This is a genomic window from Faucicola mancuniensis, assembly GCF_046523945.1.
Lineage (GTDB): Bacteria > Pseudomonadota > Gammaproteobacteria > Pseudomonadales > Moraxellaceae > Faucicola > Faucicola mancuniensis.
The window spans coordinates 2,583,773-2,599,802 of sequence record NZ_CP171363.1 but is presented as its reverse complement, the minus strand read 5'-3'; the positions used below and the strand labels follow the sequence as shown (position 1 = coordinate 2,599,802).

General features: G+C 40.1%; 8 protein-coding genes. 6 read left to right on the top strand and 2 right to left on the bottom strand.

Annotated elements, in window-relative coordinates; translation table 11 throughout:
• Positions 1–464: 464 nt before the first annotated feature.
• The 6 genes from ACGTJS_RS12775 to ACGTJS_RS12750 all read left to right on the top strand — a co-directional run bounded on the left by ACGTJS_RS12775 (position 465) and on the right by ACGTJS_RS12750 (position 12,609).
• Positions 465–920, top strand: a complete 456-nt coding sequence (locus ACGTJS_RS12775) for an ESPR domain-containing protein (protein ID WP_410472351.1) — start codon at positions 465–467, stop codon at positions 918–920.
• Complete coding sequence (locus ACGTJS_RS12770) at positions 851–8,119, top strand: filamentous hemagglutinin N-terminal domain-containing protein (protein ID WP_410473280.1); 7,269 nt, start codon at positions 851–853, stop codon at positions 8,117–8,119. Before ACGTJS_RS12775 ends, ACGTJS_RS12770 begins: the two co-directional genes overlap by 70 nt.
• The gene (locus ACGTJS_RS12765; RefSeq protein WP_410472350.1) at positions 8,097–11,744 is read left to right on the top strand and encodes a polymorphic toxin-type HINT domain-containing protein; all 3,648 of its coding nucleotides are present in this window, start codon (positions 8,097–8,099) and stop codon (positions 11,742–11,744) included. Before ACGTJS_RS12770 ends, ACGTJS_RS12765 begins: the two co-directional genes overlap by 23 nt.
• Positions 11,741–12,160 (top strand): hypothetical protein, encoded by a 420-nt coding sequence (locus tag ACGTJS_RS12760; protein ID WP_410472349.1) that lies wholly within the window; start codon positions 11,741–11,743, stop codon positions 12,158–12,160. Before ACGTJS_RS12765 ends, ACGTJS_RS12760 begins: the two co-directional genes overlap by 4 nt.
• 84 nt (positions 12,161–12,244) lie before the next feature.
• Complete coding sequence (locus ACGTJS_RS12755; RefSeq protein ID WP_410472348.1) at positions 12,245–12,466, top strand: hypothetical protein; 222 nt, start codon at positions 12,245–12,247, stop codon at positions 12,464–12,466.
• Between the two features lie 5 nt (positions 12,467–12,471).
• On the top strand, positions 12,472–12,609 hold the full coding sequence (locus ACGTJS_RS12750) for an IS630 transposase-related protein (protein WP_410472347.1): 138 nt from the start codon (positions 12,472–12,474) through the stop codon (positions 12,607–12,609).
• A gap of 40 nt (positions 12,610–12,649) precedes the next feature.
• Here the strand turns inward: ACGTJS_RS12750 and repM are convergent, their stop codons facing one another.
• Positions 12,650–13,582 carry a replication initiation protein RepM gene (repM, locus tag ACGTJS_RS12745; protein ID WP_410472346.1) on the bottom strand — a complete coding sequence of 311 codons (933 nt, stop codon included), beginning with the start codon at positions 13,580–13,582 and terminating at the stop codon, positions 12,650–12,652.
• A gap of 513 nt (positions 13,583–14,095) precedes the next feature.
• On the bottom strand, positions 14,096–15,916 hold the full coding sequence (locus tag ACGTJS_RS12740; protein WP_410472330.1) for a ShlB/FhaC/HecB family hemolysin secretion/activation protein: 1,821 nt from the start codon (positions 15,914–15,916) through the stop codon (positions 14,096–14,098).
• Positions 15,917–16,030 lie beyond the last annotated feature (114 nt).

Here is a 16,030-nt window from a genome sequence, read left to right as displayed (position 1 = left end):
AGATTTCCCATAAAAATATCCAATAATAAAAAAGTAATTATATTATAATTACTTTTAAAAGTAAAAATAAAAATTAACTTTATATTGGTAACCAAACCCCTTTATATTGGTAACCAAACCCCTTTAAATAAAAACAATCCACCATATAAACCCATGATAAATAATAAAAAAATCTCAATAAAAAAGTGCTATAAAACAATAAAACAAATTTTTTGATAATTTATTTTTAATTTTTTGAATTTTTGGACTATTTATCATATAAATATAAATTTTAATTGTAAAAAAACTTAATTTTTTAGTGTTTAGTAAAGTTTACAATCACATCAACCAAATTAAAAAATTTTTGAATGGCTTATCAAAGACTAAACTTAAATTTAACGATAGCAGACCCTATTAATTTATTAAAAAACTATACAAAAACACGGATAGGGGTTAAAATACCGATAAAAATTAGGAAACCCCATATGAACAGCCGTCTGTATCGTGTTATCTTTAACAAACACCTAGGTCGATTAGTTGTTGTCTCAGAAAAAACTGTGGCACAAGGCAAAGCCGGTAGTCAAGGTGCGAATAGTAACAAGGTAGTTTTAGCTGACAGCCAACTAGATGGAAGCAATGAGGTCGTGTACTACTGCTATAGCAAATGGGTTAGTCTCACTGCTGCTGTCCTTGTCAGCATAGGAGTAGCAAACGTTGCCTATGCTGAGATACAGACCCAAATCATTGCAGATAAGGGTGCTCCTAAAAATGAGCAAGCCACGGTGTTAAACACTGCCAATGGCTTAGCCCAAATTAACATTCAAAGCCCAAATAGCCAAGGGTTTCTAAAAACACCTTTAGTCAATTTGATATCGGTAGGCATGGGGCTATTATTAACAACAGCCGTACCAATGTACAAACCCAAACTGCGGGTTGGGTAGAGGGTAACCCATGGCTTGCCAAAGGTGAAGCCAAACTCATCTTAAACCAAGTCAATTCTAGTAATCCAAGCCAGTTAGCTGGCTACACCGAAATTACGGGTAGTAAAGCCGAACTGGTGATTGCCAATCCCGCGGGTATCACCTGCTCAGGCTGTGGTTTTATCAACGCTGCTCGTACCACGCTCACCACCGGTAAACCCACCTTTAACAACGACACTTTAACCGGATTTCAAATAGGTAGCGGTAAGATGACCGTTGAAGGCAAAGGCTTAGATGATAGCCAAAGCGACTATACCCAGCTGATTAGCCAAGCCACTGCCCTTAACGCTAAAGTTTACAGCAAACAGCTTGATGTCATTACGGGTAACAACACGGTTAGCTATGAAACCAATCCAGCCACCACTAAAATTAGTCACAACGGTGTCAATCAAAGCACGGGCGTGGCTTTAGACATCTCAAGCCTAGGCGGCATGTATGCTGGCAGAATTCGTCTGATTGGTACCGACAAAGGTATGGGGGTGACCAATGCTGGTGACATCAGCAGTAGTAGCACACTCACGCTAGACAACCAAGGTAACCTCATTAACACCGGCTCCATGAACGCCAAACAAGGGGTAAATCTAAAACACACCGGTAGTATTGACAACCAAGGCACCGTTAGCAGCAGCACCGATAGTGTCAAACTGGACAGCCCAACCCTTAAAAACAGCGGCGTCATTAGCAGTCATGGCCAAACCGATGCCACTACTCAAAGCCAAATCACTAACACAGGGCTCATCAGTGCCGGACAAGTCAATATAAAAACCCCAAGCCTGGCCAACCAAGGCCGTATTGAACAAACCGGCAGTGGTAAACTTGATGTGACCAGTCAACACTTAACCAACCAAGACAACGCCGTCATTGGTCAAAGCCTATACGACAAGCACCCAGCGACGACTACCCCAACCCTAGCCACTGCCCCATCAACCGCACAAACTGGATCAACCAAGCAAGTGGCAAACTCAACCGCTACCACACCGACAACGGACAGCCATCAACCGGTGCTTGCACCCATAACCGCCGATGGCAATATCCAAGCGGACAATTTAGTCAACCAAGGCAATAATGCCGTCATCACTGCCAATGGTGCCATGACAGTGACCAGCCCAAGCGTTACCAATCAACGCCAAGGTAGTATTGTGGTTAATGGATTAAACACCCAAGCAATTGACAACATCAACAGTCGTATCCAACTTGACAAACTCGATTGGCAGTTAACCCGTTTTAACAACCAACAAGGGCAAATTGTTGCCAAACAAGGGATTAGCCTCACCGCCCCGCAAATTAACAACCAACAAGGTGTCTTAGCCACCCTAGGCGATATTAGCCTTAGCACAAGTGAATTAAACAATCAACAAGGCAGTATTCAAGGCAAACAAGCCACCATCACGGCTACCCAAGTTTACAACAGCCAAGGCACGATTCAAGCGGAGGGCAATTTAAACCTTGATAGCCAAGGCAACCTGACCAACCAAAATGGTCATATCATGGCTCAAGGTGATGCGAGCTTACATGCGACCGATATCAAAAATGACAAAGGCAGTGTGGTAGCAGGTGGTAAACTCAGCACCACCAGCCAGACACTTACCAACAGTGGGCAACTGTATGGCACCACAGGTAATACGCTTACCATGGGCAGTCTGACCAACACGGCTACGGGTTTAATCGCCGCTCAAGGCAACACCAATATTCACGCCCAAACCGTCAACAACACCGGCATATTAGCCGCAGGCATTGACACCCAAGGCAATTTAAGCACCACCCCAGCCAACCTAACCATGAATGCAGTGGGTATACTCACCAGTAGTGGTACCCATATTGCGACCGGCAAAGCTAGCTTACAAGGCAATCCAACTGACTTAAATGGCAGCAAAACCCAAGCAGCGGATATTGAGATGGCAAGCCAAGGGGATTTATCAACGAAAGGGGCAAGCCTTACCGCCATCCATCAGTTGACGCTGGTTGCTAAAGGCACGCTAAATAACCAAGACGGTACACTAAGTGGTCAAACCCTGCAACTAACAGGCAACCAGCTAAATAACCAACGCGGCTCAATTAGACAAAGTGGTACTGCTGACTTAACCTTTAATTTCGCTGGCGGTATTAGCAACCAACAAGGTCAGATTGCCACCAATAGCCAAAACTTCATAATCAATACCCCAACGTTAAAAAATAAAGCGGGTCGTATTGAACATGCAGGTAATGGTCAGTTAAGTTTAACCGCAAATAATGTAAATAACAGCGACAAGGGCAATATCTTAAGCCTAGCCGATCAAACCTGGCAGATTGCTGGCGATATTGATAATAGCCAAGGACAAATTCAAGGGGATGGCTTAACCGTTAGTGCACATACCCTAATCAATACCGACGGTCAAGTGGTTGCTAGCAATACCACAGGAACCGTAAAAGCCAATCAACTTAACCTCAAGGGTGATTTAAACAATACCGGTAACGGGGTTATTTACAGTGATAATGGCAGCTTGGTCCTAACGGCTCAAGCGGTCACCAACTCAGCTCAGCTAACCAGTCGTGGGGACTTAAACCTTAACAGTCAAATCTTGAACAATCGTGGCAGCATTTCAAGTTTAGCCAATACGCATATCAACAACCAAACTAATTTGAGCAACACAGCAACGATTGCCGCCCAAGGTCGTTTAGCAATTCAAACCGGTGAACTTAATCAAGCCCAAAGTAGTCGATTGGTGGCAGGATTAAGCCCTGATAATAGCTTATCAACCACCCCACAACACTTGACCATCACCAGTACTGGTGTACAGCATAACCAAGGTAACAATGTTGCCAGTGGGGGTATGACAGTCACGGGTTCAGCACTCGACTACCACGGCAGTCGTAATCAAGTGGTTAATCTGTCATTAAACACCTTGGGTAATATCGATTTAAGTCAATCACAAAACAAAGTTAGCCAACAAGCCAGTTTCACCGCCAACGCCCTTAACCACAATGCCGCTATAACGCAAGCCGATAGTTACCAACTTAAAGTGCAATCACTGTCCAACCAACGAGGCACCCTTGAGCAAACAGGCACTCAAGACTTTGTATTAACCACGGGTACCATTGACAATCAGCAAGGTCACTTAGGCGGCAATGCCACCAATCTTAGCTTAATGGCAACGGGCGATATCCAGAACCAAGGTGGCGAAGTCATTCATGCCGGGACTGGCACAGCGACGCTAATTGCCCAAAATCTTGATAATAGCCAAACGGGCAAACTGCTATCCAATGGCAAACTAACTGCCACGGTGTCTGGTACGCTTAACAATGATATTGGGGGTATACAAGCCGATCAACTTTCCGTCACCGCAGGCAGTTTAAATAATAACCAAGGTCAGGTCATTGCCAGCACAGGTGATTTAACCGTAAACGCTGGCATTCTAGCCAACAGCGGTGAAAAAGCTGTACTCCAAAGTGCTCAAGCATTGTACGTCAATGCACGAACCTTAAATAATGATACGAAAGCTCAGCTATTAGCCAATACCACCGCTGATATCCACGCAGACACCCTCAATAATACCAATGCTGGTTTAATTTATAGCAATCAAGCATTAAACATCGGCGGTGACACCTTAAACAATAATGCTACCATCAGCAGCCAAGATGCCATTACCGCAAGCAGCCAAAAACTGACTAACCAAGCGAGCGGTAATATTCAAGCGGGCAAAGATATCAACTTAACCCAACAAACCTTAACTAACCAAGGTGTGATCAGCACGCAAACCAATATCAACTCAAGCACGCAAGGCGTCATGGACAACCATGCTGGTCAAGTCATTGGTAATAATGTGACTATAGCTGCTCAAAGCCTAAATAACCAAGGTGGCAGTATCCAACAAGCGGATAAAGATGGTCAACTAACCTTAACCACGACTGGTTTGCTAGATAACCAAAACACCCAAGGCGAAGGTCGGGGGATTTTAGCCAACGGCAAAGCCGTATTGCAAGCAAGCGATATCTCCAACCAATCAGGTCTAATCAATGCTACTGATGCCTTATCGCTCACCAGCACAGGCAATGAGATTAACAATCAACAAGGAGTGATAGGCAGTAATCAGCAGTTAATCATCACAGGCACCAGTGCCACACTCAACAACCAAAGCGGTAAACTGTGGGGCGATAGTACCACGATTACCGCCAATGGTTTAGCCAACACGGGAGTCGGTAGCCTTATCAGTGCCACTAAGAATATGACTTTAAACGTCAATAGTATTGATAACCAAAACACCAAACAAGATTTAACCAAAGTTAGTCTCAATCAAGGTATTGTGGCAGGTAATGACTTAGTGATTCATGCCCAAACCTTGAATAACATCCAAGGGCAACTATTAGCCAATCAAGGCATCCAGGTTGCGATGGGACAAAGCCTAACTAACACTAACGGACATATTGAAGCCAAAACCATTACCACTCAAGGCAGTACGGGCAACATTACCAATGCTGGCGGTGTGATTCGAGCTAATGAGACGAGCTTGAGTGCTAGTTCTATCAGCAACGGCGGCGAAATCAGCGGCAATCGCCTGACACTTAACCAAATGGTTGACTATACCAATGCCAAAGGTGATAAATTACTCGCCAATGAATTAACCATCACCACTCAAGGCAATGTAAATAATGACGGTACGTTATCTGCTGACAAACAACTGACGGTCAATGCCAAAGACATTAACAACACCCAAACCGGTGAATTAGTCAGTAATGCCTCCACGTTATTAAACGCCACTGGTGATATCAACAATCATGGGTTAATTAATGGTAATGACACCTTGATTACTGCTGGCAATGCGGTGAATAATTTAAGTGAGGGTCGTATCTATGGCACGCATTTAGCGATTAAAGCCGATACGCTTAATAACACCCCAGGCAATACGCTTAATTCTGCCCCAGTAATTGCCGCTCGTGAACGCTTGGACATTGGGGTAAAAACCTTAAACAATAACCCAAATACGGCACGTCGTGGTAAATTTAACAGTGATTTTAATGGTCAAGCTCAGATTTTAAGTAATGGTGAGTTGCACATTGGGGGTGATTTAGACAGCGAGAATCATGCCACTGGCAAAGCCACCACCGTGACCAACCGTGGGGCAACCATTGAGTCATTGGGTGCGATGCAGATTGCCACTGAAACACTCAATAATATCAATGCGGATTTTAAAACAGCGTTAAAGGTCCTTGAAAATAATCCGATAGTTGAGTATAGCATTTCAGGTGATGGTAGTAATCCAATTTATAATGAAAAAGTAGTTGAAATTACGTCTGAAGATAACAATGACGGACGCCATAGATTAAAAATTCTAAAAACGGGTGAGCTATATGATAATTATTATGGCTACAAATATACAGAGCTATTAAGTGGGCAAGACACCGTGACTAGTGACCCGAGTCGAATTGTTTCGGGTAGTAACATGGTATTTGACTTGGGTAAATTTAACACCAATAAAAGCCAAATTATTGCTGGCGGTACCATTAAAGTAAATGGTCAAGCAGGCAATGTGGATGCTGAAGCCACAACTATCACTCCCAAATACAGTTACGAGAATTTTAATGGTACCCATTATAGCCCTTATGAAACCTGTCGGAGGAGTATAGGGAATTGGTGTTACAAAGGAAAATGGGGTACAAATACTAATTCAACCCCATTAGATATGGCTCAACCGCTGAATCCTAAAACAACAGGTACTCCTTATGATTTAAAAATTCTCAACATTAATAATCCAGTTAGTGGCGTGTATGTCACCGCGGTCACAGTTGCCAATCAAAATCAAGCCAATCAAGCTCAAATTGATACCAAACAAGTGGCAGCTGTCAACCAAGCGATTGGCAATTTACAAACGCTCCTAACAGTCGTCAAAACAGCCAATAACGGCACACAAGTTGACCGTGCAAGCCTTGCTAGGGTCCAAGACGCCATCAAAGCCTTACAGGACTTCACTAAAACCAACCCAGTCAACCTAACCGCTGAGCAACAAAAACAGCTAGCTGACTTAGTGGTTGCCCAACAAGGAGGACAAAAAGTTGATATCGCCACCTTAAGTGACCTTATCAACCAACTAAACCAAAGCATCAATACCCAAAAAGCTCAAGAAATTCGCACCGGTACCGCTGTCAGCTTACCCAACAGTGCTCTCTACAAAATCGACCCCAACAACCCCAACGGCTATCTAATCGTCACTGACCCTGCGTTTGCCGGTTATAAAAACTGGTTATCATCCGACTACATGATGAAACGCTTGGGGCTCAATCAGGACAATATGCACAAACGCCTGGGAGATGGCTACTATGAACAACACATGATTCGTGATCAAATCATGGTGCTCACTGGTAAACGCTTCTTAGGTGACTACCGCAGTGACGATGCCATGTACCAAGCCTTGATGGACAATGGGATTACCAGTGCCAATGCGTTAAACCTACGCCCAGGTATTGCCCTGACCGCTTCTCAGGTGGCACAGCTCACCACCGATATTGTCTGGCTGGTTGAACAAGACATGACATTACCTAATGGACAAACCCAAAAAGCCCTCGTCCCTAAAGTCTATGTACGCTCCAATGTTGGTGACATCAAAGGGGATGGCAGTTTAGTAGCGGGTTACAACACTGACCTACAACTCACAGGGGATTTAAGCAATTCAGGTAACATTGTGGGACATCATGCCTTGCGTGTGAGTGCCAACAATGTCAATAACAATGCTGGCGGTGTCATTCAAGGTAACTTTATCCAAATCAATAGTAAAAAAGACACCAACAACATTGGTGGTACCATCAAAGCTAACAGTGCTATGTCAATGAGTGTGGGCGGTAATTTAAACAACACCTCAACGACATATCACACAGAAAGCTCAAAAAACAAAAGTAATACTTGGCGTACTGGGCTTGACCAAATTGCCAGCATCTACGTGGGAGATGGCTTAAAAGGTCAAGTGGATAATGAAGGCAACCCACTGACCACGTTAGCCATTGATGTGGCAGGTAACACGAGCTTCAATGCCAGTCAGCTGATTAACCATGGTGGTAGCACCCAACTGATTAGCAGTGGCAATATCGCCTTTAATGCCGTCAACACTGGTTATCAAACCAACGCCATTCATGATAACAACAACTATATCAAAGCTGGGCATACTGAAGATGTTGGCAGTGTGGTGGTATAAAGGTGACACCATCATCCGCTCAAAAAACGGCAACATTACTGGTACGGCAGCGACCATTCACAGTGAAGATGGGACAACCTATCTTAAAGCGGACAATGGGGATATCAGCTTTAAAGAAGGTCGAGAAACCAATAACGTAGAAACTGCTAGTCGCTCCACCCAAAGAAACTGGTTAAGTAAGAAAACCAACCAAGACAACTACAGTTATAACAATGATTTAGCCATCAAAGGCAGTATTAATGGTAACCGTGTCATCATTGATGCCAAAAACAACGTGCATTTAACGGCAACCGATGCAATCAGTCAGCAAGGCACCTATATCAAGGGTGGAAAAAACGTCACCATTGATGCAGCGACTAACACTGAACATCAAAGTAGCAGTCATGGCGAGAAAAAATCTGGGCTATTTGGCAATGGGGGTGCCAGCTTCACCATTGGCACACAAAGAACCCAAAATCAAAACAGCACGGACAGTGTGTCACATACTGGTAGCATTGTCGGAACTAAAAATGGTAACACCATTATCACGGCAGGTGAGCATTATCAGCAAACTGGCAGTAAAGTCTATGCCAAAAACCAAACCACGAACAATGTGCATGATCTCAATTATGGCACGGTGGTGATTAATGCCAAATCGGCAAACGTGAGTAATACTACTGCCACAACGCAAACACACAATATCCAAAGCCAAAAAACCAGCGGATTAACCGTGAGTGTGTCTAATAGCTTAATCGATCAGGCTCAAAGCATTAATAGTCTACTGAAAGCGGGTGAAACCACCAACAGTGAGAAAATGAAAGTCATGGCGGGTATTGCAGGCTTTAGTAAGCTGCGTACCTTAGATAAAGGCGTACAAGGTGCTGTTGATAGCTTACAAAAAAGTGAGTTAAGCAAAGAAGGATTAGCTGGGGTAGGCAATACTCGCATTCAAGCCACACTTGGCAGTCAATCCAACAAAAGCGTGCAAGATAGCCTATCAGGTAAAAATGAGGCATCAAGCATTGATGCCAATAACTTAGTGTTAAACATTGCAGGCAAAGGTAAAGACAGTGACTTTACTGTGACAGGCAGTGACATCAACTTAGTGGGAGACTTGTATAATAACGTTGAAGGTGATGTGATTTACCAAGCCGCATCCAGTACAGGCTATGACCGTACCAGTAATAAATCTAATGGCTTTGGCATTGGGGTGTATGCCAGCACGCAAAATGGAGCAGGTATTACTGCCAATGCCAATATGGCAAAAGGTTATGGCAATGGCGAAACCACCACCAATGCCAACTCTCATATCAATGTCGGTGGTACAACCTATCAAAACATCGGTGGTAACTTGGTGCTTGATGGTGCGGTGGTGAAAGGTGATTATGCCACAGGTCACATCGGTGGCGGGATTATTGCGACCAGTCGTCAAGATACCGCTAAATATGACGGTAAACAAAAAAATGTAGGCTTTAGTGCCGACGTGTCTATGCAAGGCATCCCACAAAATGTGAGTATCAATGGCGGTAAATCCAATCTCTCCATGGACTTAGCCCAAGTGACTGAGCAGACAGGGCTACAGTACCAATCTTCTGATATGGTGGTTGATGGTAAAAGCTCTTTTAATGGGGCATATTTTACCACTGCCACCCCTGAAGCGAATCAGACTCAGTTTAAAGGTGGGTTAGAAGTCGGTGATATACAAAACCACATTCATTATCACGGTCAATCGATAAGTGGCGGTATCAGTGCAGGGTTAAATGCCAACAAAACAGGGTTAGCTTCGCCGTCTATCAGCGGTATTGGTTATGGTAAGGTGGGGGATAGTGATACCAGTACCACGTATGGGGCGGTGACAGGGATGGCAGGGCAGTCGCAGGTGACGAATAAGACTGTAGACATACTCAATGAGCCGTTAAGAAATACGTTTAATGCAGAACAGTTAAATGCTGAACTTAACAATCAAACTCAGATTACGCAAGCGTTTGGGCAGGAAGCTCCGAAAATGGTCGGAGATTATGCAGGACAAAAACAACTTGAGCTTATTCATGTAGGAAATACTGAAGAAGCCGAAAAATGGGGTGAGGGTGGTGTTTATCGTGTGGCACTTCATACCGCAGTTAGTGCGTTAGGCACAGGCTCTATTAAAGGGGCTGTGGCTGGTGGTGGTACAGCATTTGTGATACCAAAAGTTGATGAGTATTTGAAAAATCAAGGCTATGATGATGAGACTAGAAAAGCTGTTTTAGTTGGATTATCGGCTGGTATTGGTGGGACTACAGGTGAGATAAGTGGTGTTGCTAATAATGTTAATCAGACGGAGAACAATTATTTAAATCACGTCCAGTTACAAAAATGGGGAGATCAGCTTAAAGCTTGTGGAAATGATAATTATTGTAAGCAGGGTATAAATGCTTACTATCAGAATTTAAGTAAGCAACAAGATGCGAGGCTTCAAAACGTTTGTATAACCAGATTTAATAATGCTCAATGTAAAGCTGAAATTGCTAATTTTTATGCAGGGTTTCCTGAAAATAAAACATCACCTTTTGCAAGCGATTATACAAGAATTGAATCTCTAGGAGGTGGTAATCTTAGAGCAAATGTAACAATGAGTAATGACTTTGCTTTTAGTAACACTATTACTCGTGGTATAGGTAATGTTGCTCGAGCTGAAAATAGAACTATGGATGCTATTGCAGCAGATTTAATGAATGCAGAGCTTTGGGGTGGTGGAACTGGTAGATTAGGTACGGTAAGTAAGGCGAAACCTGCTGTTCAGCAAAAACCCGCCAAAGGCTTATGCTCCTTCCGTGGCGACATGATTGTAGAAACTCAAAATGGTTATAAACCGATTGCCGATATTAAAATTGGCGATATGGTTTTAGCGAAGAATGAATTTACAGGTGAAGTTTCTTATCAAAAAGTTTTGAATCAATATAATAATTCTTATCAACAAACAGTTTATATAACTATTAAAGATAAGAATGGTAACTCGCAAGCTATTGTTTCCAATAAAATTCATCCATTTTTTACTCGTATCACCAATGAAGACAATTCAACTCTACCGCCATCATCAGAGGGTCATAATTATCAAGGTGATATTAAAAATGCTCAATGGGTAGATGCGAGTAATCTTAAAGCGGGATATGAGCTTTTATCACAAGATGGTAAATGGCAAGTAGTACAGCATGTGGAGGTAAAAGATGAACCATTATCTGCTTATAATCTGACGGTTGATAATGACCATACTTACTTTATTGCGGGTAATTATAAGGTCGAAGGTGTTTGGGTTCATAATAAATGCTTTGATAAAGTTGATTTTAATTTAAACAGATTACCTAAAGATATCAAAGATGCAGCAAATGAAACTATTTCCCATATAAATAAGAATACTATACCAGAAAATTTACCTGCTAATAGACAGAAAAAATGGGGTTCAGATTTTGGGAATCGTAATGGAGATTTACCTTCTACGACTGCTAACGGTAATATAATTACCTATAAAGAGTACGACATTGCTAATAACAGAGGTGGAACTAATGCAGGTATAGATAGAATAGTAGTTGGGAGTGATGGGCGTATGTACTATACTGGAACTCATTATGGAGATACAGGTGGTAAACCTTTCGGGAGAATCAAATGATTTATTTCTATGAAAAAAATGAAACGCCAAAAAGTAAAAATAAAATAAGTATAAATTTATTAAAATGTGTCCGTAAGGAAGATTTCATTAAAGAAATAGGGAATAAGTTGTGTGGTCAATCTAGCCCTAAACTACAAACAGGCTCGAGTCTAGATGCCTTAGCAGATGTTGTTTCTGATTATTTTATAGAAAATTGGTTAAAATGGCATGATATATATATTGACGGATGGGGTTATTTTAGCAATAAAGAGCCAATATTTTCTCAAAAAGTTCTAACTATTTTAACTGATTCTTATTTTTCTAGTGTGAGTGGAGAGATCAAAATGGTGCTTAGAGGAAAAAGTTCCTTCACAAATGAAAATCTATTGTCTGTCCTAACAGAAAAGATGCCAAATATTTACTTAATATTAGATTAGCTATCTGTTAAAAGAATATTTTATCTAACAGGATATTTTTGATGGTTTTTTAGATGCTAATTTGAAAAGGATAGGTGATTAAAGATGATTGCTAATCATTATAATGAGTGTAATGAAATATTTTGGAATGAAGAGTCTTTTAATTATTCTTTAGAAAAGAAACACATTTGGGATATGGATAAATATTGGAAATTGGAATATTTTCTTATCAAGCTATATGAAAGTTTGGTAGACGCTGAAACTCTAAATAGGGAGCTAGCTGCAAATTTATACTATAGTAAAAGAAAAATAAAACTGGTACAATAAAATATATGGCATACTCAACTGACTACCGACAAATGATACTAGCGAAACTCGAATCAGGTATATCCTATCGAAAGCTAGCAAGTGAATACAAAATCAGCAAGACCACTTTACAAAACTGGAAAAACAACCAGAACATAAAGTAGTTAAAACATCAGCTTAACGGCAAAATTCTTTGTATTGGTACTAGTAAATCGTCCCCAAATTAAACCCCACCCTACCCAAAAAAGGCAAATAAAACTTGGATTTGGTGGGGTCTAGCAGTTCATCAGCGATTTTGTTTGCAAACTCATCAGTACTAGCTCCAATAGGGGCATAACTGCCTAACTCTGGCAAATTCGCCAGTTTTTTAGCAAACATTAGACGCTGTTTTTCAGTCATTTTAATCATAGAATTTTGTTTACTATTATCATTAGTAGATTTTTGTCTATTCTTTTTCTGTTTAAAACTAAAGGTAAAGCCAATAATTTTCCGCCCTTGTTTTTGTTGTTCGTATTTTACGTCAATATCTGTTTTTTCATTGATTTGTTGCACGGAGAAATCTAAAACCCTGCGTTTCAACACTTCCATTTTTTGGTATTCACCATTAACTACGCCTAACTTTTGCCTTAATTCATCAACAGAAAGCATGGGAGTTTTACTAGTTGTACGCCAAGCAATAACCAATTCATACAGTCTAACTGCGTATTTACTATTTAATCCTGCTACTTGTTCTAATTCATAACTGGTAAAATGCTTTTCTAACAAATTAATCAACGGTATGACTGCAGGAGCAAAAGTTAAATCAATCATACCTGCTTCATCAATATAGGCTATTTCAGATACCCAACGAGTTGTAGCTATTCTCTTTCCTTTTGCTGTGTTTTCCATGTAAGTGAATTGCCTTTCAAAAAGCACTTTACATGCTTTTTTTATATTTTCATATACACTTTTACCGTGAGTACTATAAATATTAATATAATCAGATACACTAATTTTTAATCTACTATGGGCATTAAAGTCTTGACCAATCTTCCTTGATTGACCTATGGCAAGTAATATCAACCGTTGCTCTATAAGTTCAAGATTATAACTGGCGTTAATTAAAGCATTATCTTTAACAATCAGGTTCTTTGACATTTTTATAACCAAAAATAAATATGTTGTTATTATACCTTATTTTTTTTGTTGTCAAATTTCCCTTAAACGGTGTTATATCGTCCCTTAAACGGTGTTATATTCATTAAAAAACCTAGAAAATAAATAATAAAATCAAATACTTATACCAATGGAATTTGGTCTAAAATATTTAAAATTATTAAAATAATAAAAGAAAAAATTTTTATAATATTTTCTATGATAGATGAATTTAGATAAAATTATACTCCTGATATTTGCATAAATTTGCATCATGTTGTATAGGTAAACTATTTTTAAATCTGTTATTTATTAAGGCTTTATCCCATATTTTAATGCAACTTAATCGCATAATTATGTAAATCATCAGCACGTGGGAGGGAGTGGTAAATCTGTAGTAGTCTTTAAAAAAATATTTCTATTTATAGATTTTAATCTATAACAAACTTAAATAGTTAACCCCATTGCCTTTACTTATTTGATTTTCAATGAACTTAAAAACTCAACAAAAAACGCTCAAAACTCTAACCCCAAACTTACCCCACCAGTCCATTCCTTTTTACCAAAGTACTCAGGTTGTCTAATCGGATAACCTGCAAAAACATCATAACTTAACCGTAACGGCTTAAACTCACCTTTAAACCCAACCGCACCACCAACCAACGTATGACCCAGTAACAAATTATCCTGTTCCTTGTTCTGCATCGCCACTGTACCAGCATCTAACCCAAAATATAGATTATGATTAGACTGCTTGATAGGAAAACTAAAATCTTGACGAAAAATCGCCCCCATATCCCCTGATAATGTCCGCTCACCATCAAAACCACGCACCGTATAACGTCCACCAATCGCCAACCTCTCACTTGGAACAAGAGCTGTATTCGCATATTGTCCCTTTAAACTTGCCTGATAGCCCAACTGATAATCCCCCAACGCAATCGGTGTAATAAAGTTTACATTTAACTTATAAATTGGTGTCCGAACCGTTCCTTCATTAAACAAACTTTCAGGTGGTGTTAAAGCCCCAAAAGCACCTGTACCACGTTGTATACTAAAATCAGAGATTAACTGCTTTTGTCCAAAGCGTGTCTCATGTCGTACACCTGCATTAAACCCTACGACTTTTCTACGTTGAACATCAACCTCTGTATCATCAATAAAATTCTTTTGCGACTTAACAAACCCACCAAAATTCAATAAAGTTTTGCTTTTGTTATCACGAGAAGCTAACCAACTTGCGGTAAGATTAGCATTATTTGATTCACCACTATATTGATAATCTTGGTTTGCTCCTGCGACTGTTTGCTTATAAGTGTAATGACTTGCATTGGCAGAAAATAATACATTTTTGATAGGCACAACATAGCCTAACGAATAATTTTCACTACCTTTATCACCATATTGATTATCATTAACTTTGTTGCCCAAATCACGGCTATAACTTAAATAAAATAAATCATTATGCCATGTTGGATTATCAATACTAATTGTTAAGCCACCCTGATATTTACCTGTAGATTTTGAACCAGAATCATCAATGGTAACACCATAACGCACTTTTTTGGTCTGATGATACTTAATCTCAATATCGCTATAGCCTGCAAATTGTAAACTACTTGGCTTAATCGTAAAATCAGCATTGGCAGTAGGAACACGTTTTAGATTTTCTAGCCCTGTCTCTAAATCACGAATATTTAATAAATCACCAGATTTAATAGGCAATGCAGTCGCAAAATTAGCAGGTAGCCCTGTGGGATTGGTATAGATTGCTAAAGGACTATCTGCTGTATCTGCCTTGATTTTATCCACAAAGCCAGGAATAATGGTTAATTGTAATGTACCATTTTTTAAATTTTGATTGCCAATCAATACACGTGTGGTACTATAGCCACGTTGAATGATACGATTTTGTACATCGCTGACAATACGATTGATATCATGGATGTTTAAACATTGTCCAGTAATACGCTGTTTGCCATGTGTTAATGGTGTTAAAGCAAAATCAAAGTTCCCCAAAATGGATAAATGGGTTTTATCCAATGTGGTATAGGCGATTTTGGAAATGACAAAACAAGGATTATGTACATCCATTTTTGGTGTTGGTGGTTCAACTTTAGCATTTGGTAGCTCAATCTGAACATTGGTGTTAGGGATTAGCTTTTGTTGTTGTTCAGCCTGTTTTTGTTGTTGGTACTGGACTTGTTGATTGGCAATTTGTTCAGGTGTCTGGGCATAGCTGACTTGTCCCAATGATACACCAAATATAGCAATCAAGGTTTTTGAAAGTATGGTTTGACTGGTTGTTAAATTGGATTTTTGAATGGATAAATTCATTTTAAACCTTTGATTTTACTGTACTTGGTGATTAACTATCATCATATAGGTACTTGTTGTATAGTTCATTAAGTTAATAAAAAAACAAAAATGTCAAATTTTGTTTTTTTTATT